This is a genomic window from Streptomyces sp. NPDC049687 (assembly GCF_044465285.1).
Classification (GTDB): domain Bacteria; phylum Actinomycetota; class Actinomycetes; order Streptomycetales; family Streptomycetaceae; genus Streptomyces.
Genome location: NZ_JBITLN010000002.1, coordinates 184248 through 210636, shown reverse-complemented (window position 1 = coordinate 210636; position 26389 = coordinate 184248). Strand labels below are relative to the sequence as shown.

The 26389-nt window shown below is 73.5% G+C and carries 6 protein-coding genes; all 6 read left to right on the top strand.

Annotation, left to right across the window (positions count from 1 at the left end):
• Positions 1-31 precede the first annotated feature (31 nt).
• Complete coding sequence (locus ACIBVL_RS06125; RefSeq protein ID WP_399092588.1) at positions 32-22201, top strand: non-ribosomal peptide synthase/polyketide synthase; 22170 nt, start codon at positions 32-34, stop codon at positions 22199-22201.
• A gap of 8 nt (positions 22202-22209) precedes the next feature.
• Positions 22210-23376, top strand: a complete 1167-nt coding sequence (locus ACIBVL_RS06120; protein ID WP_399092585.1) for a cytochrome P450 — start codon at positions 22210-22212, stop codon at positions 23374-23376.
• Positions 23377-23399: 23 nt separating this feature from the next.
• Positions 23400-23693: a ferredoxin gene (locus tag ACIBVL_RS06115; RefSeq protein WP_399092582.1), complete on the top strand. Its 294-nt coding sequence runs from the start codon at positions 23400-23402 to the stop codon at positions 23691-23693.
• A gap of 66 nt (positions 23694-23759) precedes the next feature.
• Positions 23760-24335, top strand: coding sequence for a hypothetical protein (locus ACIBVL_RS06110; RefSeq protein WP_399092579.1), 576 nt, complete (start codon positions 23760-23762; stop codon positions 24333-24335).
• Positions 24332-25630 carry a peptidoglycan-binding protein gene (locus tag ACIBVL_RS06105; protein ID WP_399092575.1) on the top strand — a complete coding sequence of 433 codons (1299 nt, stop codon included), beginning with the start codon at positions 24332-24334 and terminating at the stop codon, positions 25628-25630. The genes ACIBVL_RS06110 and ACIBVL_RS06105 overlap by 4 nt, the downstream gene beginning before the upstream one ends.
• Positions 25627-26349, top strand: coding sequence for an ABC transporter ATP-binding protein (locus tag ACIBVL_RS06100; protein WP_399092572.1), 723 nt, complete (start codon positions 25627-25629; stop codon positions 26347-26349). The genes ACIBVL_RS06105 and ACIBVL_RS06100 overlap by 4 nt, the downstream gene beginning before the upstream one ends.
• The last annotated feature ends 40 nt before the right edge of the window (positions 26350-26389 follow it).

The window sequence follows — 26389 nt, the reverse complement described above, 5'->3', positions numbered from 1 at the left end:
AGATGTGAACCGCTGTGAGGAGACGTACGAGATGACCCGGACCCGGACCGCCATCGAGGACATCTGGCCGCTGTCGCCGCTCCAGGAGGGGCTGCTCTTCCACGCGGCCTTCGGGGACGGGGCCTCCGACGTCTACGCAGGCCAACGGGCCCTCGCCCTCGACGGGCCGCTGGACGTCGACCGCCTGCGCCGCTCCTGGGAGGGCCTGATCGCCCGCCACACGGCCCTGCGCGCGGGCTTTCGCCGGCGCCGCTCGGGCGAGGCGGTGCAGGTCGTCGCCCGGGAGGCGGAACTCCCCTGGCGGCAGGCCGATGTGAGCGGCCTGACGGCGGCCGAGGCGGACGCGGAGGCGGCCCGGCTCTCCGAAGCGGAGCTGGCGGCCGGCTTCGACCTCGCCCGCGGCCCGCTGCTGCGCCTGCTGCTGATCCGATTCGGCGAGCGGCGGCACCGCCTGGTGATGACGACGCACCACATCGTTCTCGACGGCTGGTCGCTGCCCGTCCTCGTCGACGAGCTGTCCGCGGCCTACCGGGCCGGCGGCGACGCCCGCGCGCTGCCCCCGGCCCGCTCCTACCGCGACTACCTGGCCTGGCTCGGCCGCCAGGACAAGGACGCGGCACGCGCCGCCTGGCGCTCCGAGCTGTCCGGAGCGGACGAGCCCACCCTGGTCGCGCCGGCCGACCCGGCCCGGGCGCCGCTGCGCCCCGAGGCGCTGCGCGCCGAGTGCGACGCGGAACTGACGCGCGCACTCACCGACCTGGCGCGCGAGTGCGGCTTCACCGTGGCCACGGTGCTGCAGGCGGCGTGGGCGCTGGTGCTCGCCCGGCTGGCCGGGCGGCGGGACGTGGTGTTCGGCACCACCGTCGCCGGGCGGCCCACGGACCTGCCGGGCGCCGAGTCGCTGGTCGGCCTGTTCATCAACACCCTGCCGGTGCGGGCCGAACTGGCCGGGGACCTCACCGTCACCGACCTGCTGTCCGGCCTGCAGGCCCGGCAGGTGGCCCTGATGGGCCACCAGCACCTCGGTCTCACCGAGATCAGGCAACTCGCCGGGCCCGGCGCCGAGTTCGACACCCTGGTCGTCTACGAGAACTACCCGCGCCCCGCTCAGGCGGCTCCGGAGGGCCCCGACGCCCTCGTCATCCGGCCCGGCGGTCGGACCCGGGACGCCAGCCACTACCCGCTCGGGCTCATCGTCGCCCCGGGCGAGCGCCTGGAGCTGCAACTCGACTACCGGACCGACCTGTTCGACCGTGCCCGCGCCGAACAGATCCTCGCCGCGGTGCGCCGGGTGCTCGGCGCGTTCGCGGCGGACCCGGCGGCCCCCATCGGCCGCCTCGGACTGCTGGACGGGGACGGGCTCGCGCCCATCATCCGGGACTGGCACGACGTCGAGCCGACGGCGCCCATCACGACCCTGCCCGAGCTGCTCACCGCCCAGGCGCGCCGGACACCCGACGCGATCGCCCTCGACTCGGACGAGCGCACCCTCACCTACGCCGAGCTGGAAGCCGAGGCCGGCCGCCTCGCGCGCCACCTCGTCGCCGCCGGCGTGGGCGCCGAGACCCGCGTCGCCTTCCTCGCCGAGCGGTCGGTACGCACACATGTGGCGCTGCTCGCCGTCTCGATGGCCGGCGGGGCCTTCGTCCCGCTGGACCCGGGCCACCCCGCCGAGCGTCTCGCCCTCGTCCTCGACGACACCGACCCCGTCGCCGTGTTGTGCACCGAGGCCACCCACGGGCTGCTGCCCGAGTCGGCCCGCCGCCGGGCCATCGCCCTGGACGCCCCGGCCGTCGCCGCCGCCGTCGCGCTCCACGAGCCCGGCCCGCTGACCGACGCCGAGCGCGTCGCACCGCTACGGCCCACGCACGCCGCCTACGTCATCCACACCTCGGGCTCCACGGGACGGCCCAAGGGCGTCCTGGTCACCCACGCCGGGCTCGCCAACCTGGCGGCGGCACAGATCGACCGGTTCGCCGTCCACCCGCGGGCGCGGGTCCTGCAGTTCGCGTCGCTGAGCTTCGACGCCGCGGTGTCGGAGCTGTGCATGGCCCTGGGGTCGGGCGCCGCGCTGGTGGTCGCAGGCGCCGAGGCGCTGCCGCCGCACCTGCCGCTGGGCGAGGCGCTGCGCCGCACCCGGGCCACCCATGTCACCGTGCCGCCGGGCGTCCTGGCGGTGGAGGAGGACCTCCCGGAGGAACTGGAGACGCTCGTCGTGGCGGGTGAGGCCTGCCCGCCCGGACTGGTCGCCCGGTGGGCGCCCGGCCGGAGGATGATCAACGCCTACGGCCCGACCGAGGTGACGGTCTGCGCGGCGATGAGCGGGCCCCTGGACCCGGGGACGACGGCGGACGCGGGGGACGGCGGGGTTCCGATCGGGCGTCCGCTGCGGAACGCGCGCACCTACGTGCTGGACGCGTTCCTGCAGCCGCTGCCGGTGGGTATGACGGGCGAACTGTATGTGGCGGGCGTGGGTCTGGCCCGCGGCTACGCGGGTCGTCCGGAGCTGACGGCCGAGCGGTTCGTCGCCTCGCCCTTCGGCGACGGCGAGCGGATGTACCGCACGGGTGACCTGGTGCGGTGGACGGCGGACGGACAGCTGGAGTTCGTCGGCCGCGTCGACGAGCAGGTGAAACTGCGCGGCTTCCGGGTGGAGCCGGGCGAGGTGGAGGCGGCGCTTGCCGCGCATCCGCACGTGGAGCAGGCCGTGGTGACCGTCCGCGACGGGCAGTTGATCGGATACGCCGTCGGGGACACGGACGCCGACGGGCTGCGCGGGTTCGCGGCCGCGCGGCTGCCGGCGTACATGGTGCCGTCGGCACTGGTCGTGCTGGACGCGTTCCCACTGACCGTCAACGGCAAGGTGGACCGCGCGGCCCTCCCCGCGCCCGACCTCGGCGCGGGCACCACCCGCGCCCCGGAGACGCCGACGGAGGAGGCCCTGGCGCGGCTGTTCTGCGAGGTGCTGGACGTCGAGCGGGTCGGGGCGGAGGAGAGCTTCTTCGCGTTGGGTGGTGACTCGCTGCTGGTGATGCGGTTGATCGCGCGGGTGCGGGCGGTGTTGGAGGTGTCGGTGGGTGTGCGTGAGGTGTTCGCCGATCCGACGGTGGCGGGGGTGGCGCGGCTGGTGGAGGGTGCCGGGGCTTCGGGTCTGGCGTTGCGTCGGTGGGAGCGTCCGGAGCGGGTGCCGTTGTCGTTCGCGCAGCAGCGCATGTGGTTCCTCAACCGCATGGACGGCGCCGACGACGGCTCGGGGGCGGGAGCGGGGGCTGGGGCGTACAACCTGCCCTTCGCGCTGCGTCTGTCGGGCCGGCTCGACGCGGCGGCGCTGGCCAGGGCGCTGGGCGATGTGGCGGACCGTCACGAGAGCCTGCGCACGGTCTTCCCGGACGTGGACGGCGTGCCGTACCAGCGGGTACTGGAGGGCGCCGACGGCCGTCCGGAGCTGGTCGTGGTGGAGGCCGGTGAACGGTGGCCGGACGTGCTCGCGGAGGAGACGGGCCGCGGGTTCGACCTGGCGGCCGAGCTGCCCTGGCGGACCACCCTGCTGAAGGTGTCGGGCGAGGAGTGGGTCCTGCTGCTGGTGGCCCATCACATCGCGTCCGACGGATGGTCGATGGGCGTGCTGGCGAACGATCTCCAGGAGGCCTACCGCACGCGGCTCTCCGGTCGGGCCCCGCGGTGGGAGCCGCTGCCGGTGCAGTACGCGGACTACACACTGTGGCAGCGCGAAGCGCTGGGCGAACTCGAGGACCCCCGGAGCGCCGTCGCCGCCCAGGTCGCGCACTGGCGGCGGGCATTGGCGGGTGCGTCGCAGGAGACGGCGCTGCCGTTCGACCGTCCGCGTCCGGCGACGCCGACGTTCCGCAGCGGCTCGGTGCCCGTCGGGGTGGACGCGGCGACGCACGCCCGGCTGCTGGAGACGGCAGCGCGGGAAGGCGCCACCATGTTCATGGTCGTGCACGCCGCGCTGGCGGTGCTGTTGGCCCGGATGGGGGCGGGGGAGGACCTGTGCGTCGGTACGCCGGTGGCGGGCCGGTCGGACGCCCAGTTGGAGGGGTTGGCGGGGTTCTTCGTGAACACGCTGGTGCTGCGTTCGGACGCGTCCGGTGACCCGACGTTCGGTGAGTTGCTGGGCCGGGTGCGGGAGGCGGATCTGGCGGCGTACGCGCATCAGGACGTGCCGTTCGAGCGGCTGGTGGACGAGCTGAACCCGGAGCGGTCGGCGGCCCGCAACCCGCTGTTCCAGGTGATGCTGGCGCTGCAGAACGTCCCCGAGGCCCGCTGGGAGCTGGAGGGGCTGTGGGTGGAGCGGGTCCCGCCGGAGATGGACCCGGCGGCCCGGTTCGACCTGTCGGTGGACCTCGGCGAGCGCTGGTCCGAGCGGGGCGCGCCCGCCGGGTTGGCGGGCGGCATCCTGTTCGCCGCTGACTTGTTCGAGGAGGAGACGGTACGTCGCCTGGGCGAGCGGCTGGCACGGGTGCTGGAGCAGGTGGCGGCCGATCCGACGGTTCGGCTGAGTGGCATCGAGCTGTTGGACGAGGCCGAGCGGGCGGCGGTCGTGGAGGAGTGGAACGACACGGAGCGGCCCTTGGAGGCCGGGACGGTGCTGGAGCGGTTCCAGGGGTGGGTTCGGGCGACGCCGGGGGCGGTGGCGTTGTGGTCGGCGGGACGGTCGTTGACGTACGCCGAGGTGGACGCGCGGTCGGATGCTTTGGCGCGGGGGTTGGTGGCGCGGGGTGTGGGGCGTGAGGTGCGGGTGGGGCTATGCCTGCCGCGTGGTGTGGAGATGGTCGTGGCGCTGCTGGCGGTGTGGAAGGCGGGGGGCGCTTATGTGCCGCTGGATCCCGAATACCCGGCGGATCGGCTGGCGTTCATGGTCGCCGACAGTGGCGCCGAGGTCGTGCTGGTGGCGCCCGGGACGGCGGACCGGCTGCCGGAAGATGTCGTCACCGTCCAGGTGGACGAGGTGGCGGCCGAGCACGGGGAGCTGCCGAGGGTCGTTCCTGAGCAGTTGGCGTATGTCATCTACACCTCGGGTTCCACCGGTCGCCCCAAGGGTGTGGCGGTGGCGCATGGTTCGGTGGCGAATTTGGCGACGGCGATGCGTCCGGTGCTCGGTGTTGAGGCGGGTGTGACGGCGCTGCAGTTCGCCTCGTTCAGCTTCGACGCGGCGGTGCTGGACGTGGCGGTGACGCTGGCGGCGGGGGGCACGCTGGCGGTCGCTTCGTCCGAGGAGCGTCGGGATGGGGTGGCGCTCGCGGGGATGGTGGAGGCGGCCGGTGTCGAGGTGGCGAGTGTGGTGCCGTCGTTGTTGGGGGTGTTGGAGCCGGAGGCGGTGCCGGGTGTCGGGAACTGGGTGCTGGGTGCGGAGCGGTTGGAGGCGGGGCCGGCGGCGAAGTGGCGTGCGGGGGCTCGGGTGTGGAACACCTATGGGCCGACCGAGGCCACGGTCATCACCACGGCCGTCCTGCTGGAGGAGGGCATCACGGGCGACGACGCCCCACCGGCCATCGGCCGTCCACTCCCCAACGTCCGCACATACGTGCTGGACAAGTACCTGCGGCCGGTTCCCGTGGGTGTGACGGGTGAGTTGTACATCGCGGGGGCCGGTCTGGCCCGCGGCTACTTGGGTCGTCCGGAGCTGACGGCCGAGCGGTTCGTCGCCTGCCCCTTCGGGGACGGTGAGCGGATGTACCGCACGGGTGACCTGGTGCGGTGGGCGGCGGACGGGCGGCTGGAGTTCGTCGGGCGCGCGGACGAGCAGGTGAAGCTGCGCGGGTTCCGGGTGGAGCTGGGTGAGGTGGAGGCCGTCCTCGCCGCGCACCCGGAGGTGGAGCGGGCCGTGGCGATGGTCCGCGACAGCCGCCTCGTCGGGTACGTCGTCGGCGACGCGGAACCCGACGCCCTCCGCGCCTTCGCGGCCACCCGCCTGCCGGACTACATGGTCCCGTCCGCGACGGTCGTTCTCGAGGCCTTCCCCCTTACGGTCAACGGCAAGGTCGACCGTGCGGCCCTGCCCGCGCCGGATCGTGGCGTGGAGGGTTCCCGTGGCCCGGAGACGCCGATGGAGGAGGCCCTGGCGCGGTTGTTCTGCGAGGTGCTGGAGGTCGAGCAGGTGGGGGCGGAGGAGAGCTTCTTCGCGTTGGGTGGTGACTCGCTGCTGGTGATGCGGTTGATCGCGCGGGTGCGGGCGGTGTTGGAGGTGTCGGTGGGTGTGCGTGAGGTGTTCGCCGATCCGACGGTGGCGGGGGTGGCGCGGCTGGTGGAGGGTGCCGGCTCTTCGGGTCTGGCGTTGCGTCGGTGGGAGCGTCCGGAGCGGGTGCCGTTGTCGTTCGCGCAGCAGCGCATGTGGTTCCTCAACCGCATGGACGCCGTCGGTGAGAACACCGCCGCCTACAATCTCCCCCTCGTCCTGCGCATCTCCGGAGGGCTCGACGTCGACGCCCTGGCCGCGGCGCTGGGCGATGTGGCGGACCGGCACGAAAGCCTGCGCACGGTCTTCCCGGACGTGGAGGGCGATCCCTGCCAGCGGGTGCTGGAGGGCGCGGCGGGCCGCCCCGCGCTGGTCATCGTGGAGGCCGGTGAGCGGTGGCGGGAAGCGATGGCGGAGGAGATCGGTCGCGGCTTCGACCTGGCGACCGATCTGCCGTGGCGAACCAGCCTGCTGCGGGTCTCCGAGCAGGAGTGGATCCTGCTGCTGGTCGCCCATCACATAGCCGCGGACGGCTGGTCCATGGGCGTACTGGCCCGGGACCTCCAGACCTCCTACCGGGCGCGGTTGTCCGGTGGTGCCCCGAGCTGGGAACCCCTGCCGGTGCAGTACGCGGACTACGCGCTGTGGCAGCGCGAGGCGCTGGGCGAGCCGGACGACCCGAGCAGCGCGGCAGCCGGGCAGATCGCCCACTGGCGGCGGGCGTTGGCGGGAGCACCGCAGGAGACGGCGCTGCCCTTCGACCGGCCCCGCCCGGCGGTGCCGACATTCCGGAGCGGTTCGGCGCCGATGGCGGTGGACGCGGCCACGCATGTGCGGCTCGTCGAGCTGGCCTCGCGCGGCGGCGCCACGATGTTCATGGTGGTCCACGCGGCACTCGCCGCTCTCCTCGCGCGTCTCGGCGCCGGCACGGACCTGTGCGTCGGTACGCCGGTGGCGGGCCGGTCGGACGCCCAGTTGGAGGATCTGGCGGGGTTCTTCGTCAACACGCTGGTGCTGCGTTCCGACCTCTCGGGTGATCCGACGTTCGGTGAGTTGCTGGGCCGGGTGCGTGAGGCGGATCTGGCGGCGTACGCGCATCAGGACGTGCCGTTCGAGCGGCTGGTGGACGAGCTGAACCCGGAGCGGTCGGCGGCCCGCAACCCGCTGTTCCAGGTGATGCTCGCCCTGCAGAACGTCCCCGAGGCCCACTGGGATCTGGAGGGGCTGACGGTCGAGCAACTCCCTCCTACCGTGTCCCCCGCGCGGTTCGACCTGTCCGTGGGCCTGAGTGAGCGGTGGTCCGAACGGGGCGTCCCGGCCGGGTTGGAGGGCGGCATCCTGTTCGCCGCTGACCTGTTCGAGGAGGAGACGGTACGTCGCCTGGGCGAGCGGTTGGCACGGGTGCTGGAGCAGGTGGCGGCCGATCCGGAGCTGCGGCTGAGCGCCATCGAACTGCTGGAGGAGCCCGAGCGTGCTGCCGTGGTCGAGCGGTGGAACGCCACCGCCCGGCCGTTGGAGCCGGGCACTGTGCCGGACCGCTTCCGGGCATGGGCGGCGCAGGCACCGGACGCGGCCGCGCTGTGGTCGGGCGGCCGTTGCCTGTCCTACGCCGAGGTGGACGCGCGTACGGATGCTCTTGCCCGGGGGTTGGTGGCGCGGGGTGTGGGGCGTGAGGTGCGGGTGGGGCTGTGTCTGCCGCGTGGTGTGGAGATGGTCGTGGCGCTGCTGGCGGTGTGGAAGGCGGGGGGCGCTTATGTTCCGTTGGATCCGGAGTATCCGGCGGATCGGTTGGCGTTCATGGTCGCCGACAGTGGCGCCGAGGTCGTGCTGGTGGCGCCCGGGACGGCGGACCGGTTGCCCGATGATGTCGTCACCGTCCAGGTGGACGAGGTGGCGGCCGAGTACGGGGAGCTGCCGGAAGTCGATTCCGAGCAGTTGGCGTATGTCATCTATACCTCGGGTTCCACCGGTCGCCCCAAGGGTGTGGCGGTGGCGCATGGTTCGGTGGCGAATCTGGCGACGGCGATGCGTCCGGTGCTCGGTGTTGAGGCGGGTGTGACGGCGCTGCAGTTCGCGTCGTTCAGCTTCGACGCGGCGGTGCTGGACGTGGCGGTGACCCTGGCGGCCGGAGGGACGCTGGCGGTCGCTTCGTCCGAGGAGCGTCGGGATGGGGTGGCGCTCGCGGCGATGCTGACGGCCGGTGGGGTGGGGGTGGCGAGTGTGGTGCCGTCGTTGTTGGGGGTGTTGGAGCCGGAGGCGGTGCCGGGTGTCGGGAACTGGGTGCTGGGTGCGGAGCGGTTGGAGGCGGGGCTGGCGGCGAAGTGGCGTGCGGGGGCTCGGGTGTGGAACACCTATGGGCCGACCGAGGCCACGGTCATCACCACGTCGGTGCTGCTGGAGGAGGGCATCACGGGCGACGACGCCCCACCGGCCATCGGCCGTCCACTCCCCAACGTCCGGACCTATGTCCTGGACGGCTGCCTGCGGCCGGTTCCCGTCGGTGTGACAGGCGAGTTGTACATCGCCGGCGAGGGGCTGGCCCGGGGCTACATCAACCGCCCGGACCTGACCGCCGAGCGCTTCGTCGCCTGCCCCTTCGGGGACGGTGAGCGGATGTACCGCACGGGTGACCTGGCCCGTTGGCTGCCCGACGGGCAGTTGGCCTTCGTCGGGCGCGCGGACGCACAGGTGAAGATCCGCGGGTTCCGTGTGGAACCCGGTGAGGTCGAGGCGGTCCTGGCCGCGCATCCGGGAGTGGAGCAGGCCGCGGCGGTGGTCCGCGACGGTCGCCTGGTCGGCTACGCCGTCGGGGAGGCGGACGCGGAAACCCTGCGGGCCTTCGCGGCCACCCGCCTGCCGGACTACATGGTCCCGTCCGTCATCGTGGTTCTCGACGCTTTCCCCCTCACGGTCAACGGCAAGGTCGACCGTGCCGCTCTGCCCGCGCCGGATCGTGGCGTGGAGGGTTCCCGTGGCCCGGAGACGCCGACGGAGAGGGCCCTGGCGCGGCTGTTCGCCGAGGTGCTGGGCGTGGAGAGCGTGGGCGCGGAGGAGAGCTTCTTCGCCCTGGGCGGTGACTCGCTGTCGGTGATGCGGTTGATCGCCCGGGTGAGGTCTGCCCTGGAGGCCTCGGTGGGCGTCCGTGAGGTGTTCGCCGACCCGACCGTGGCCGGGCTGGCCCGTCTCGTCGACGGCGCGGAGACCTCCGCAGGCCTCCCGCTGCGCCGCCGGGAGCGCCCGGAGCGGGTGCCCCTCTCCTACGCGCAGCAGCGCATGTGGTTCCTCAACCGCATGGACGCCGTCGGCGAGAACACCGACGCCTACAACCTGCCGTTCGCGTTGCGTCTGTCGGGCACGCTGGACGTCGAGGCGCTGCGGGCGGCGTTGGGTGATGTCGCCGACCGTCATGAGAGCCTGCGCACGGTCTTCCCGGACGTCGAGGGGGTGCCGTATCAGGAGGTCCGTGAGGGTGCGGCCGGCCGTCCCCGGTTGCGGGTGATCGAGGCGGGGGAGCGGTGGCGTGACCTCATGCGGGAGGAAGCGGGTCGTGGTTTCGACCTGGCGGTCGATCTGCCGTGGCGGACCACCCTGCTGAAGGTGTCGGGCGAGGAGTGGGTGCTGCTGCTGGTGGCCCATCACATCGCGTCCGACGGCTGGTCGATGGGTGTACTGGCCCGCGACCTCGAGACCGCCTACCGTGCTCGCCTGTCCGGCGCCGCGCCGGGCTGGGAGCCGTTGCCGGTGCAGTACGCGGACTACGCGCTGTGGCAGCGTGAGGCGCTGGGCGACCTGGACGACTCCGGCAGCGCGGGCGCGGCGCAGATCGAGCACTGGAAGCGGACGCTCGGCGGGGCACCGCAGGAGACGGCGCTGCCTTTCGACCGTCCCCGCCCGGCGATACCGTCCTTCCGCAGCGGATCCGTACCGGTCGAGGTGGGCCCGGGGGCGCACGCCCGGCTGGTGGAGCTCGCCTCGCAGCGAGGGGCGACCATGTTCATGGTGGTCCACGCGGCACTCGCCGCCCTCCTCGCGCGCCTCGGCGCCGGCACGGACCTGTGCGTAGGTACGCCTGTGGCGGGCCGGTCGGAGGCACGACTGGAGGAGCTCGCGGGGTTCTTCGTCAACACCCTGGTGCTCAGGTCCGACCTGTCGGGCAACCCGACGTTCGACGAGCTGCTGGACCGCGTCCGCGCGTCGGACCTGGCGGCGTACGCGCACCAGGACATCCCCTTCGAGCGGCTGGTGGACGAGCTGAACCCGACCCGCTCCGCCGTCCGCAACCCGCTGTTCCAGGTGATGCTGGCGCTGCAGAACATCCCCGAGGCCCGATGGGACCTGGAGGGCCTGACGGTTGAGGAGATACCGCCGACGGCGGGCCTCGCCTCCCGCTTCGACCTCTCCATGACGCTCCGGGAGGGGCGGTCGGCCGACGGCTCGCCGGCCGGCCTGGGCGGGGGCATCCTCTACTCCGCCGACCTGTTCGACGAGCAGACGGTCCGGGCCGTCGCGACACGCCTGGTCCGCGTGCTGGAGCAGATCGCCGCCGACTCGACGACGCGGATCGGGGACCTGGACCTGCTGGGTGCCGACGAACGCGCCCTGGTGGTGGGGGAGTGGAACGCCACCTCCCGGCCGTCGGAGCCGGGCACCGTGCCGGACCGCTTCCGGGCATGGGCGGCGCGGACCCCGGACGCGGCCGCGCTGTGGTCGGGCGGCCGTTCCCTGACCTACGCCGAGGTGGACGCGCGCTCCGACGCCCTCGCGCGCGGACTGGTGGCGCGCGGGGTGGGACGCGAGGTGCGGGTGGGCCTGTTCCTGCCGCGCGGGACGGACATGATGGTGGCCGTCCTCGCGGTGTGGAAGGCGGGCGGGGCGTATGTGCCGCTGGACCCGGAGCATCCGTCGGACCGGATCGCCCACATGGTCGCCGACAGCGGGGCCCGGCTGGTGCTGGTGGCGCCCGAGACGGCGTCCCGGCTGCCCGCCGGCGTCGACGCCGTGCCCCTCGACGGGCTGGAGCGCGACTCCGGTGACCTGCCGGACCTCATGCCCGACCAGTTGGCGTACATCATCTACACCTCCGGGTCGACGGGCCGGCCCAAGGGCGCGGCCGTGGTCCACGGGGCCGTGGCGAACATGGCGACGGCGATGCGCCCGGTGGTGGGGGCCGAGACCGGGGTGACGACGCTCCAGTACACCTCGTTCAGCTTCGACGCCTCGGTGCAGGACTACGCGGTGACACTCACCGCCGGGGGCACCCTGGCCATCGCGTCGGCACAGGAGCGCCTGGACGCCGCCGCGCTGGTGGCGATGCTGGACGCCAGCGGGGCCTCCACCGGAGCCACGGTGCCGTCGCTGCTGGGCGTGCTGGAACCGGACGCGGTCCCCGGCCTGCGCAACTGGGTGCTCGGCGGGGAGCGGCTGGAGGCCGGACTGGCCGCCAAGTGGCGGGCCCGGGCCCGGGTGTGGAACGTCTACGGGCCGACCGAGGCCACCGTCGTCACGACGGCGGTGCTGCTCGACGAGGGCATCACCGCCGAGGACGCCCCGCCGACGATCGGCCGTCCGCTGGGGAACGTACGGACCTACGTGCTGGACGCCTACCTGCGGCCCGTCCCCGTCGGCGTGACGGGCGAGTTGTACATCACCGGCGACGGGCTGGCCCGCGGCTACGTCAACAGGTACGGCCTGACGGCGGAGCGGTTCGTGGCCTCGCCCTTTGGCGACGGCGAGCGGATGTACCGCACCGGCGACCTGGTGCGGTGGACGGCCGACGGGGAGTTGGCGTTCCTCGGCCGCACGGACGAGCAGGTCAAGATCCGCGGGCTGCGCGTCGAACTCGGTGAGATCGAGGCGGCCTTGGCCGCGTACCCCCGGGTGGAGCAGGCCGTCGTGGTGGCACGCGAGGGCCGCCTGGTCGGGTACGTCACCGGGAACGCGGACGTCGGCGGTCTACGCGCCTTCGCCGGCACCCGGCTGCCCGACTACATGGTGCCGTCGGCGCTGGTCTCGCTGGACACGCTGCCGCTGACGGTGAACGGCAAGATCGACCGTGCGGCCCTGCCCGCCCCGGATCTCGGCGCCGAGCGTTCCCGCGATCCCGAGTCGCCGACGGAGGAGGCGCTGTGCGCCCTGTTCGCCGAACTGCTCGGCGTGGAGAGCGTGGGGGCGGAGGAGAGCTTCTTCGCGTTGGGTGGTGACTCGCTGCTGGTGATGCGGTTGATCGCGCGGGTGCGGGCGGTGTTGGAGGTGTCGGTGGGTGTGCGTGAGGTGTTCGCCGATCCGACGGTGGCGGGGGTGGCGCGGCTGGTGGAGGGTGCTGGGGCTTCGGGTCTGGCGTTGCGTCGGTGGGAGCGTCCGGAGCGGGTGCCGTTGTCGTTCGCGCAGCAGCGCATGTGGTTCCTCAACCGCATGGACGGCGCCGACGACGGCTCGGGGGCGGGAGCGGGGGCTGGGGCGTACAACCTGCCGTTCGCGCTGCGTCTGTCGGGCACGCTGGACGTCGAGGCGCTGCGGGCGGCGTTGGGTGACGTCGCCGACCGTCACGAGAGCCTGCGCACGGTCTTCCCGGACGTCGAGGGGGTGCCGTACCAGGAGATCCGTGAGGGCGAAGCCGGCCGTCCCCGGCTGCACGTGGCCGAGGCCGGGGAGCGGTGGCGGGAGGTGATGGCCGAGGAGGCCCGGCGTGGCTTCGACCTGCGGGCCGATCTGCCCTGGCGGACCACCCTGTTGACGGTGTCGGCGGAGGAGTGGGTCCTGCTGTTGGTGGCCCATCACGTCGCGTCCGACGGATGGTCGATGGGTGTGCTGGCGAAGGACCTCCAGGAGGCCTATCGGGCGCGGTTCTCCGGTGGGGCCCCGCGGTGGGAGCCGCTGCCGGTGCAGTACGCGGACTACGCGCTGTGGCAGCGCGAGGTGCTGGGCGAGCTGGACGATCCGAACAGCGCGGCGGCCGCTCAGATCGAGCACTGGAAGCGGACGCTCGCCGGGGCACCGCAGGAGACGGCGCTGCCCTTCGACCGCCCCCGCCCGGCCGTGCCGTCCTTCCGCAGCGGCGTGGTGCCGATGGGGGTGGACGGGGCGACGCACGCCCGGCTGGCCGAGCTGGCCTCGCGGAGAGGGACGACGATGTTCATGCTCGTCCATGCCGCGCTGGCGGTGCTGTTGGCCCGTATGGGGGCGGGGGAGGACTTGTGCGTCGGTACGCCGGTGGCGGGCCGGTCGGACGCCCAGTTGGAGGATTTGGCGGGGTTCTTCGTCAACACGCTGGTGCTGCGGTCCGACCTCTCGGGTGATCCGACGTTCGGTGAGTTGCTGGGCCGGGTGCGTGAGGCGGATCTGGCGGCGTACGCGCATCAGGACGTGCCGTTCGAGCGGCTGGTGGACGAGCTGAACCCGGAGCGGTCGGCGGCCCGCAACCCGCTGTTCCAGGTGATGCTGGCGCTGCAGAACGTCCCCGAGGCCCACTGGGAGCTGGAGGGCCTGCGGGTGGAGCAGATCCCGCCGGTGGCCGACCCCGCCGCGCGGTTCGACCTGTCGGTGGCGCTCAACGAGTGCCAGTCAGACGACGGCTCGCCGGACGGCCTGCGCGGCGGCATCCTGTTCGCCGCTGACCTGTTCGAGGAGGAGACGGTACGTCGCCTGGGCGAGCGGCTGGCACGGGTGCTGGAGCAGGTGGCGGCCGATCCGGAGCTGCGGCTGAGCGCCATCGAACTGCTGGAGGAGCCCGAGCGTGCTGCCGTGGTCGAGCGGTGGAACGCCACCGCCCGGCCGTTGGAGCCGGGCACCGTGCCGGACCGCTTCCGGGCATGGGCGGCGCAGGCGCCGGAGGCGACCGCGCTGTGGTCGGGCGGCCGTTCCCTGTCCTACGCCGAGGTGGACGCGCGTACGGATGCTCTTGCCCGGGGGTTGGTGGCGCGGGGTGTGGGGCGTGAGGTGCGGGTGGGGCTGTGTCTGCCGCGTGGTGTGGAGATGGTCGTGGCGCTGCTGGCTGTGTGGAAGGCGGGGGGCGCTTATGTTCCGTTGGATCCGGAGTATCCGGCGGATCGGTTGGCGTTCATGGTCGCCGACAGTGGCGCCGAGGTTGTGTTGGTGGCGCCCGGGACGGCGGACCGGTTGCCCGATGATGTCGTCACCGTCCAGGTGGACGAGGTGGCGGCCGAGTACGGGGAGCTGCCGGAAGTCGATTCCGAGCAGTTGGCGTATGTCATCTACACCTCGGGTTCCACCGGTCGCCCCAAGGGTGTGGCGGTGGCGCATGGTTCGGTGGCGAATCTGGCGACGGCGATGCGTCCGGTGCTCGGTGTTGAGGCGGGTGTGACGGCGCTGCAGTTCGCGTCGTTCAGCTTCGACGCGGCGGTGTTGGACGTGGCGGTGACGCTGGCGGCGGGGGGCACGTTGGCGGTCGCTTCGTCCGAGGAGCGTCGGGATGGGGTGGCGCTCGCGGGGATGGTGGCGGCGGCCGGTGTCGAGGTGGCGAGTGTGGTGCCGTCGTTGTTGGGGGTGTTGGAGCCGGAGGCGGTGTCGGGTATCGGGAACTGGGTGCTGGGTGCGGAGCGGTTGGAGGCGGGGCTGGCGGCGAAGTGGCGTGCGGGGGCTCGGGTGTGGAACACCTATGGGCCGACCGAGGCCACGGTCATCACCACGTCGGTGCTGCTGGAGGAGGGCATCACGGGCGACGACGCCCCACCGGCCATCGGCCGTCCACTCCCCAACGTCCGGACCTATGTCCTGGACGGCTGCCTGCGGCCGGTTCCCGTCGGTGTGACGGGTGAGTTGTACATCGCGGGGGCCGGTCTGGCCCGCGGCTACCTGGGTCGTCCGGAGCTGACGGCCGAGCGGTTCGTGGCCTCACCGTTCGGCGACGCCGAGCGGATGTACCGCACGGGTGACCTGGCCCGTTGGCTGCCCGACGGGCAGTTGGCCTTCGTCGGGCGCGCGGACGCACAGGTGAAGATCCGCGGGTTCCGTGTCGAACCCGGCGAGGTCGAGGCGGTACTCACGGCGCACCCGGACGTCAGGACGGCCGTGGCCATGATCCGCGACGGTCGCCTGGTCGGCTACGCCGTCGGGGAGGCGGACGCGGAAACCCTGCGGGCCTTCGCGGCCACCCGCCTGCCGGACTACATGGTCCCGTCCGCCGTGATGGTGCTGGACGCCTTGCCCCTCACGGTCAACGGCAAGGTCGACCGTGCCGCTCTGCCCGCGCCGGATCGTGGCGTGGAGGGTTCCCGTGGCCCGGAGACGCCGACGGAGGAGGCCCTGGCGCGGTTGTTCTGCGAGGTGCTGGAGGTCGAGCAGGTGGGGGCGGAGGAGAGCTTCTTCGCGTTGGGTGGTGACTCGCTGCTGGTGATGCGGTTGATCGCGCGGGTGCGGGCGGTGTTGGAGGTGTCGGTGGGTGTGCGTGAGGTGTTCGCCGATCCGACGGTGGCGGGGGTGGCGCGGCTGGTGGAGGGTGCCGGCTCTTCGGGTCTGGCGTTGCGTCGGTGGGAGCGTCCGGAGCGGGTGCCGTTGTCGTTCGCGCAGCAGCGCATGTGGTTCCTCAACCGTATGGGCGTCTCCGGCGACGGTGACGGCGCTGGGGCGGGGGCTGGGGCGTACAACCTGCCGTTCGCGTTGCGTCTGTCGGGCACGTTGGACGTCGAGGCGCTGCGGGCGGCGTTGGGTGATGTCGCCGACCGTCATGAGAGCCTGCGTACGGTCTTCCCGGACGTCGAGGGGGTGCCGTATCAGGAGGTCCGTGAGGGTGCGGCCGGCCGTCCCCGGTTGCGGGTGATCGAGGCGGGGGAGCGGTGGCGTGACCTCATGCGGGTGGAGGCGGGTCGTGGTTTCGACCTGGCGGTCGATCTGCCGTGGCGGACCACCCTGCTGAAGGTGTCGGGCGAGGAGTGGGTGCTGCTGTTGGTGGCCCATCACATCGCGTCCGACGGCTGGTCGATGGGTGTACTGGCCCGCGATCTCGAGACCGCCTACGGTGCTCGCCTGTCCGGCGCCGCGCCGGGCTGGGAGCCGTTGTCGGTGCAGTACGCGGACTACGCGCTGTGGCAGCGTGAGGCGCTGGGCGACCTGGACGACTCCGGCAGCGCGGGCGCGGCGCAGATCGAGCACTGGAAGCGGACCCTCGCCGGGGCACCGCAGGAGACGGCGCTGCCCTTCGACCGTCCCCGCCCGGCGATACCGTCCTTCCGCAGCGGATCCGTACCGATGGCGGTGGACGCGGCCACGCATGTGCGACTCGTCGAGCTGGCCTCGCGCGGCGGCGCCACGATGTTCATGGTGGTCCACGCGGCACTCGCCGCTCTCCTCGCGCGTCTCGGCGCCGGCACGGACCTGTGCGTCGGTACGCCGGTGGCGGGCCGGTCGGACGCCCAGTTGGAGGATTTGGCGGGGTTCTTCGTGAACACGCTGGTGCTGCGTTCGGACGCGTCCGGTGACCCGACGTTCGGTGAGTTGCTGGGCCGGGTGCGTGAGGCGGATCTGGCGGCGTACGCGCATCAGGACGTGCCGTTCGAGCGGCTGGTGGACGAGCTGAACCCGACCCGCTCGGCGGCCCGCAACCCGCTGTTCCAGGTGATGCTCGCCCTGCAGAACGTCCCCGAGGCCCGCTGGGACCTTGCCGGCCTGACGGTCGAGCAGATCCCGCCCGCGATGGACCCGGCGGCCCGGTTCGATCTCTCCCTGACGCTGAACGAGCGCCGCACCGGGGACGGCTCCCCGGACGGCCTCGGCGGCGGGATCCTGTTCGCCAGGGACCTGTTCGAGGAGGAGACGGTACATCGCCTGGGCGAGCGGCTGGCACGGGTGCTGGAGCAGGTGGCGGCCGATCCGGAGCTGCGGCTGAGCGCCATCGAACTGCTGGAGGAGCCCGAGCGTGCTGCCGTGGTCGAGCGGTGGAACGCCACCGCCCGGCCGTTCGAGCCGGGCACCGTGCCGGACCGCTTCCGGGCATGGGCGGCGCAGGCGCCGGACGCGGCCGCGCTGTGGTCGGGCGGCCGTTCCCTGACCTACGCCGAGGTGGACGCGCGCTCCGACGCCCTCGCCGGCGGGCTGGTCGCGCGGGGTGTGGGGCGTGAGGTGCGGGTGGGGCTGTGCCTGCCGCGCGGTGCCGAGATGGTCGTGGCGCTGCTGGCGGTGTGGAAGGCGGGGGGCGCTTATGTGCCGTTGGATCCCGAATACCCGGCGGATCGGCTGGCGTTCATGGTCGCCGACAGTGGCGCCGAGGTCGTGCTGGTGGCGCCCGGGACGGCGGACCGGCTGCCCGATGATGTCGTCACCGTCCAGGTGGACGAGGTGGCGGCCGAGTACGGGGAGCTGCCGAGGGTCGTTCCTGAGCAGTTGGCGTATGTCATCTATACCTCGGGTTCCACCGGTCGCCCCAAGGGTGTGGCGGTGGCGCATGGTTCGGTGGCGAATCTGGCGACGGCGATGCGTCCGGTGCTCGGTGTTGAGGCGGGTGGGACGGCGCTGCAGTTCGCCTCGTTCAGCTTCGATGCGGCGGTGCTGGACGTGGCGGTGACCCTGGCGGCCGGAGGGACGCTGGCGGTCGCCTCGGCCGACGAGCGCCTGGATGCCGCGGCCCTCGCGCGCATGGCCGGGGCGGCCGGGGTGGGGACGGCGAGCGTGGTGCCGTCGCTCCTGGGCGCGCTGGACCCGGCGGCGATGTCCGGCATCGGCAACTGGGTCCTCGGCGCCGAGCGGTTGGACGCGGGGCTCGCTGCCGAGTGGCGGTCCGGCGCCCGCGTCTGGAACACCTACGGCCCCACCGAGGCCACCGTCATCACCACGGCGGTCCTGCTGGACGAGGGCATCACGGGCGACGACGCGCCCCCGGCCATCGGCCGGCCCCTGCCCAACGTCCGCACCTATGTGTTGGACGCGTATCTGCGCCCCGCCCCGGTCGGAGCGACGGGAGAGCTGTACATCGCGGGGTCCGGCCTGGCCCGCGGCTACCTGGGCCGCCCCGAGCTGACGGCCGAGCGGTTCACCGCCAACCCGTTCGGTGACGGCGAGCGGGTGTACCGCACCGGGGACCTGGCCCGCTGGACGGCCGACGGGCAGCTGGAGTTCGTCGGGCGTGCCGACGCGCAGGTGAAGATCCGGGGCTTCCGTGTCGAACCCGGCGAGGTCGAGGCCGTCCTCGCGGCCCATCCGGACGTCAGGACCGCCGTGGCGGTGGTCCGTGAGGACCGCCCGGGGCATCCGCGCCTCGTCGGCTACGTCCTGCCGGCCGGCCCCGAGGGCACCGACGCCGACACACTGCGCGCCTTCGCCGCCACCCGGCTTCCCGACTACATGGTCCCGTCGGCGGTGATGGTCCTCGACGCCCTGCCCCTCACCGTCAACGGCAAGGTCGACCGGGCCGCCCTGCCCGCCCCCGACCTCGCCGACGAGGCCGGGCTCCGTCCCCGGACCGAGGCGGAGGCGCTGCTCTGCACCCTGTTCGGCGAGGTGCTGGACGTCGAGGGAGTCGCCGCCGACGGCAACTTCTTCGACCTGGGCGGCAACTCCGCGCTCGCGATGCACCTCGCGGGGCGCATCCGGTCGGAGCTGGGCGCCGAGCTGGACATGAAACAGTTCTTCGGCGAGCCCACGCCGATCGGCACGGCGCGCGTCCTGGGTACGAAGACGCGCCCGTCGCTGCTCGCGGTCGACCACGAGGGCGGTGTGGCGCCGGCGACGGCCGAGCAGCGGCGCGTCTGGCGGCGCGGCGCCGAGAACCCGCACACGCGGTCCCTCCAGTCGTCCGTCGCCCTCCGCCTGCGCGGCGAGCTGGACCGTGACGCCCTGCGGGCGGCCCTGGCGGACGTGGCCGGGCGGCACGACATCCTGCGGACGGTGTTCGCCGAGACCGCGGACGGCGGCCTGCTCCAGCGGGTCCTGGACGCCGACGGCCCCGAGTCGCCGGCCGTCCCCGCCCTCCCGGCCGTCGAGGCGACCGAGGACGAGCTTCCCGCCCTCCTGGCCGCCCACGCCGCCCGCCGCTTCGACCTCACGCGCGAGACACCGTGGACGCCCGTCCTGTTCGCGCTCTCCGAGGCCGACCACGTCCTCCTCCTCACCCTGCACCGCATCGGCGTCGACGACGCCTCCCGGGACGCCCTCGTCCGTGACGTCGCCGTGGCGTACGGTGCCCGCCGGGAGGGACGGGCCCCCGAACGGGCGCCGCTGCCACTGCAGTTCGCCGACTACGCGGACTGGGAGACCAGGCTGCTCAAGGACGCGGACGACGCCGAGAGCCTCGCCGGCGACCAGCTCGCGTACTGGACGGAGGTGCTGGCGGACGCCCCGCCCGCCACCGTGCTCCCGACGGACCGGCCGCGCCCCGCGCGGCCGAGCCACCGAGCCGGTTCGGTGCCGCTGCGCATCGCGGCCCCGGTGCACGCGCGCCTGATGACGGCGGCCGCGTCCCAGGGCACGGACGCGCCCGGCGTCGTCCACGCCGGGCTGGCCATGCTCCTCGCGCGGATGGGGGCCGGCACCGATCAGACGATCGGCCGCCTGCGCCAGCGCCCGGAGGCCGAGGGCGAACTGGAGGCCGCCGTGGGCCCGTTCACCGGATGGCTCCCGCTGCGCACCGACGTCTCGGGCGACCCGACGTTCCGGGAGATGCTGGAGCGCGTCCAGGACACGGCCCGGGAGGCAGGACGGTACGCGGACGTCCCCTTCGCGCGCGTCGCCGAGGCCCTGGCCGCCGTGGACGGGGCGCCCGGCGACCCTCACCCGCTCTTCCAGGTCGCCCTCGATGTCCGGGACGACACCGCGCAGAAGTGGGATGTTCCGCTGCTGCCGGGCCTGGGCACCTCGGCGGTCGACCTCGGCGCCCCTGCCACCGGACTCGACCTGTCGGTGCGGCTGACCCACCGGCACCGGGACGACGGCGGCCCCGGCGGCCTCGACGGCAGCCTGGACTACGCCGAGGAACTGTTCGACCGGGCCACCGCGGCCGGCCTCGCGGAGCGCCTGATCCGCCTCCTCGAACAGGTGGCGGACGAGCCCGACCTGAGGCTGAGCCGGATCGACATCCTGCTCGGCGCCTCGGAGTCGCGCCGATTGACCGAGGAGTGGAACCGCGGCGCGATCCGGGTACCGGACGGCACCGTGCTCCAGGCGCTCGCCGAGGCGACGGCCGGCGACCCGCGCGCCGTGGCGGTCCGGGACCGGGACGGCCTCCTGAGCCGCCGAGCCCTGGACCGGGCGGCGCGGTGGCTCGCCGCCCGGCTGGACCGGCACGGGGTCGGGGCGGGCGACACCGTCGTGGTCGCGGCCCGACCAGGCACCGGCTGGGCGGTCGCCGTCCTCGGGGTGCTCAGGTCCGGGGCGGCCTGCCTGATCGCCGATCCGGACGACCCGGCGGGCCCATTGGCGGCCGCCGCCGCGCTGGGCTGCGCCCGCCCGGCCGCGATCGTCCGGTCGGGCGGTGCCCCGGCCGGCGTACCGGGGGAGGTGCCGGTGCTGCGGACGGAGGACGCGATCCGCGACGGCGGCAGGCGACTGCGCCGTCCCGCCACCGTCCCTGAACCGCTCCCGTCGCAACCGGCGGTGGTGCTCCCCGCCCGTACGCCGGACGGCGCCCTCGTCGGCGAACAGGTGGACCACCGGTCCCTGCTGGGCCGCGTGATGGACCGTCAGGCTGCCTCCGCCAGGCCGAAAGCGGGGCCGGAACCGGCCTCCACGGCCTCCGGGGCGACGGTGGCCGACGGCGCGGTCCGCCTGGACGCCGGCACTCCCGTCGCCGAACTGCTCGTCGCGCTGCTGGCCGCGCTGTGCGACGGCCGTACGGTCGCGGTGGACCCGGCCGGCGCCCCCACCACGGAGCCTCGGACCCCCGAGCCCGCGACGGCCGCCGTCCCCCTGCCCCGCACCGCCCGCGCCTACGTCCTCGACGACCTGCTGCGCCCGGTCCCGGTCGGCGTGGCCGGCGATCTGTACGTGGCGGGCCCGTCCCTGGCCCGCGCCTACGTCGGCGCCCCCGCCCGCACCGCGGGCAGCCTGGTGGCCTGCCCGTTCGAGCCCGCCGGCGCCCTGATGCTGCGCACCGGACGGCGCGCCGCATGGACCTCCGCCGGACTCGTGGAGGCTCGTGCGGCGGAGGACGGCGGCACCGTCCGGACGGCGCGGCGCCGCGGCGGCCGCGGCCGCGACGACCTCGACGCGCTGCTGCCCCTGCGCACCGGAGGCTCCCGCCCGCCGCTCTTCTGCCTCCACCACAGCACGGGCCTCAGCTGGGGCTACGCCGCGCTGCTGCGGCATCTGCCGGCGGACCTGCCGGTCTACGGCCTGCAGGCGCGCGGCCTCTCCGACCCCGGGGCGAGGCCGGGCAGCGTGGACGAGATGGTGGCCGACTACGTCGACCGGATCCGCTCCGTGCAGCCCGAGGGGCCGTACCACCTGCTCGGCTGGTCCCTCGGCGCGGTGCTGGCCCACGCCGTCGCCACCGCGCTGGAGGAGCGCGGCCAACAAGTCGAGCTACTGGCCCTGTTGGACGGCTTCCCCGGTGGCCCACGCCGCCTCACCGACGACCCGTCGCAGGACGGCGGGGAGAACGAAAAGGCGTACGCCGGGGTGCACGAGGCACAGAGCGCGCCCGCCGGAGCCGCTCCCGGTGAGGTGGACCGGGAGGGCCGCGCCGTCTTCGGCGATCCGGACGGCGGGGGGCAGGGGGCCGGGCCGCTCCTGCGCCACATGGCCGAGACGATGGGCCACCTGGCGGGACTGGCGGAGGGCCACACGCCCCGCCGCTTCGGCGGTGACGCGCTGCTGTTCCTCGCCGCCGAGGACCGCGCGGTGCGGCTGTCCCCGGCGGCGGCGCGGGCGATCTGGGCGCCGTACGTCGCGAGCGGCGTCGAGGTGCACGAGGTCGCCGCCGACCACGATGGGATGCTCCGGCCCGCGAGCGCCGCGATCGTCGGCCAGGTGGTCGCACAGCGGCTCACCGCGCCCGGCCCCGCCACCCCGGCGGAGTCCGCCGGCTCCGCCGATCAGCCCAACTCCACGTCGGAAAGGTAGGACCCCGTATGTCGCAGCAACTCGAAGTCCCGGTCGACAAACGCCGGGACGTGCTCGACCCGGTGCCGGAACTGCTGGAACTGGGCGCGCGGGCGCCCCTCTTCAGGGACACGATCACCGGGGTGTTCGACTGGATGGCGGTCGGCCGCGGGGTGGTGAGGGAGATCCTCGGCGACGCCGAGCGGTTCTCCAGCAACCCTCCCCCGGACGGAGACGGCCGCCGGATGGCTCCCCAGCCGGGGAATCTGCTGCAGAGCGATCCGCCGTCCCACACCCGCCTGCGCCGGTTCGTGGTGCCGCTGTTCACGGTGCGTCGGATGCAACGCCTGGCGCCGACCGTGGAGCGGATCGTCGCGGAGCGCCTGGACCTGCTGGAGCGGTCGGGCCGGCCGGCCGACCTGATGAGGCTCTTCGCCCGGCCGGTGGCCGGCCTGACCTGCGCCGCCCTGCTGGGTCTGCCCCGGGACGACCTGACCGAGCTGTCCCGGCTGGCAGACCACCGCGCCTCTCCGCACAGCCCTCGCCGGGACCCGGCGTCACGCGCCTACTTCGCGCACATACTGCGGCTCGTGGTGGACCGGCGCCGCGATCCGGGTGACGACCTGCTCGGGACGCTGATCCGGGAGCACGGGGACGAACTGGACGACGAAGAGCTGGCCGGGCTCTGCGAGGGCATCATCTCCGGCACCCTCGAGAACTCCGCGGAGATGCTCGGTCTGAGCACGCTGGCGCTGATACGCCATCCCGACCAGGCGGCGCTGCTGCGTGAGCGGCCCGAGCTGATGGAACGCGCGGTGGAGGAACTGCTGCGCTATGTCTCCGTGGTGGCCGCCGTCTCCCCGCGTACCGCGCAGCAGGACGTGACGATCGGCGGCGAGACCATCAAAGCCGGTGAGGTCGTGGCCTGTTCGGTGTTCGCCGCCAACCGCTGCCCGCACGCCGACGGGGCCGCGGACGGGCTGGACATCACCCGGGAGCCCGGCAGCCACCTGGCCCTGGGCCACGGCATCCACTTCTGCCTGGGTGCCGCTCTGGCCCGCATGCAGCTGCGCGTCGCCCTCACGGGCCTGCTGGAACGGTTCCCCGGACTGCGGCTCGGGGTCGGCGTGGACGAGCTGCGATTCCGACTTCTGGCGCCGCAGTACGGCGTCGAGACGCTTCCGGTGATCTGGTGAGGCGGGGAGAAGGGGGGACGGGCATGGACGAGGCCGTGGGCACGGACGTGGGCGTCGATGAGTCCGTGGGGACGGACGAGGCTCGCGTCGGGATCCGGGTGGACCGTGACAGGTGCGCGTCCACGGGCCTGTGCGCCCTGTTCTCGCCCGAGTTCTTCGACCAGTCGGAGACGGACGGCCGAGTGCTGCCACGGGCCCGCGACGCCGCGCTCGGCGCGCTGCCCGCGCTGCGGGCGGCGGCGGCCCGCTGTCCGGCCGAGGCCATCACCGTCGTGGCGCCCAGCGGGCGGGGGGAGCGTCGGCAGATGCCGGACTGACGCGACGGTCGCGCGGGGCGCCCGTTGCAACCGCCGTGTGACCGGGTGCCCCGTAGAACTGCTGATATGCCGAAGAATCAGAAGCGTGTGACCGGCCCCCTCCTGGTGGTCGTGTCCGTGGTGACGGCCGGAACACTGCTCGCCGGCTGTTCGTCGGACTCGAGCGATTCCTCCACCGAGAATGTGGGCACCTCGTCGAATTCCGCGAACAAGGCGTTCCAGCAGGCTCTGGCCTATTCGAAATGCATGCGGGAGAACGGTCTCTCGTCATTCCCCGACCCGAAGCAGGACAGCCAGGGTCGCATCATGCTCCAGCCCGCCGAGGGCGTCGACCCGAACTCGACGGCGTACCAGGAGGCCGCGTCGGCCTGCCAGTCGCTGAACCCGCAGGGCACCACCGGCGACTCCGCCGGCGGGCAGGCCCTCGATCCGGCGAAGGTCGCGAAGTGGGCCAAGTGCCTCCGCGAGAACGGTCTGCCCAACTTCCAGGACCCGCAGATCAACGGGAACTCGATGCTCATCGACGCGGGCGCGGCCGGCATCACCGGGCCAGAGGACCCCAAGTTCGCCAAGGCCGCGCAGGCGTGCTACAGCATCCGGCCCGGCGGCATGCTGGGCTTCATGGGCGGTGGCCCCCGGTGACAAGCCAGCAGGAGGAGGGCACCGCGGAGTTGACGCCCGTCGCGGGCGGGGAACTGGAGCCCCGCACCTCGTCCCTCGCTCCCGTCGAGGGAGGCGGCGGCGCGGTGGAGCAGAGGCCGGCGGAGAGCCGCCCGCGACGCCGCAAGGTGCGCATCGCGGTGATCGCGGCGTGCGCGGTGGTGGTCGCCGCGACGGCGGTCGCCGCCGGCACGGGCGTGATCGGCGGCGGGAGCCACCAGGCCGCGGCCGCTGCGCCGTCCGGGCCGCCGGCCACGGCGAAGGTGCAGCGGACGACGCTGGCGAGCTCCCAGACCGTGGACGGACAGCTGGGGTACGGAGAAGCGTCGGCCGTCCGGGCCCCGTCGTCCTCCGGTGCCACGGGGACCGGGCCGTCCGGCGGGGGCGCCGCGAGCGGGGGCGACGGGATCGTCACGTGGATGCCGTCGGACGGCGACACCATCACCCGTGGGGAACCGGTCTACAAGGCCGACCAGAAGTCGGTCCCGCTGCTGTACGGCTCGGTGCCGTTGTACCGGACCCTGAGTGAGGGCAGCACGGGCGGCGACGTGAAGATGCTGGAGCAGAACCTCCGGGCGCTCGGCTACCGGGGCTTCACGGTCGACGACACCTACTCCTCGGGCACGGCCGCGGCGGTCAGGAAGTGGCAGGGAAAGCTCGGCCGTTCCAAGACCGGTGAGGTCTCGGTGGGCGACGCGGTGGTGGCCACCGGCGCACGGCGGGTCGCCCAGACGGCGCTCGCCCCCGGCGACACCCTCACCGGAAACGTGCTCACGTGGACGGGCACCGGGCGGGTCGTCTCCGTGGACCTGGACGTGCAGTACGCCAACCTGGCGAAGAAGGGCGTCGAGGCGACGGTCACGCTGCCGGACAACTCGACGGTGACCGCCACCGTGACGAAGGTCGGCACCCCGACGTCGAGCGGAGCGTCCTCGTCCGGTTCCTCGGGTACGAGCTCGTCGTCCAACTCGTCCAACTCGTCCGGCGCCTCGAACGCCATTGTGCCGGTCGAGCTGACGGCAAAGGAATCGAAGAAGCTGGGCGGCTACCAGGCCGCCGCCGTCAGTGTCGCGTTCGCCTCCGAAACACGTCCGAACGTACTGGCCGTTCCGGTGAACGCCCTGGTGGCGCTGCCCAAGGGCGGCTACGCGGTGGAGGTGGTGACCGGCTCGACGTCCGAGTACCGACCGGTGACCCTCGGGATGTTCGGCAACGGCATGGTCGAGGTCACCGGCGCGGGCATCACCGCGGGCACGGTCGTGGGGGTCCCCAAGTGACCGTAGCCGCCCATCCGGTGATCGAGCTGGCCGGGGTCAGCAAGTCCTACGGTGACGTGGCCGCCCTGGTCGCGGCGGACCTCGTGGTCCACCCCGGCGAGATGCTCGCGGTCGTCGGGCCGTCCGGCTCGGGCAAGTCCACCATGCTCAACATCATGGGCACGCTGGACCGGCCCTCGTCCGGGACCGTGTCGATCGCCGGCCACGCCGTGGACTCCCTCAACGACCGCGAGCTGTCCGCGCTACGGGCCGGGACCATCGGCTTCGTCTTCCAGCAGTTCCACCTCGCGGCCGGCGTCCCCGCGCTCGACAGCGTGGCCGACGGCCTGCTCTACAGCGGCCGTCCGCGCCGCGAGCGGCGCCGGGTCGCCGAACAGGCGCTGCGCAGGGTGGGCCTCGGCCACCGGCTCTACCACGAGCCGCAGCAGCTGTCCGGCGGTGAGAAGCAGCGCGTGGCGATCGCCCGCGCGGTGGTCGGCGACCCGCCGCTGCTGCTGGCCGACGAGCCGACCGGCGCGCTGGACTCCCGCTCGGGGACGGTCGTCATGGAGCTGCTGCACGAGCTGCACGAGGCGGGGACGACGGTGGTGGTCATCACCCACGACCGGGACATCGCCGAGTCCCTGCCGCGCGAGGTCAGGGTGCGGGACGGCCGTATCGAGCACGACTCGGGGGAGACGGCGACCCGGGCCCTGCTGCCCACGGGGGTGGAGCGATGAGTACGAGCACGACACACGAGGCGTGGCCGGCCGAACGGCA

What these genes read in the sequence shown, in the direction of transcription:
- ACIBVL_RS06125 (WP_399092588.1), top strand. Translation starts at nt 32, where the DNA reads ATGACCCGGACCCGGACCGCCATCGAGGACATCTGGCCGCTGTCGCCG.
- ACIBVL_RS06120 (WP_399092585.1), top strand. Translation starts at nt 22,210, where the DNA reads ATGTCGCAGCAACTCGAAGTCCCGGTCGACAAACGCCGGGACGTGCTC.
- ACIBVL_RS06115 (WP_399092582.1), top strand. Translation starts at nt 23,400, where the DNA reads ATGGACGAGGCCGTGGGCACGGACGTGGGCGTCGATGAGTCCGTGGGG.
- ACIBVL_RS06110 (WP_399092579.1), top strand. Translation starts at nt 23,760, where the DNA reads ATGCCGAAGAATCAGAAGCGTGTGACCGGCCCCCTCCTGGTGGTCGTG.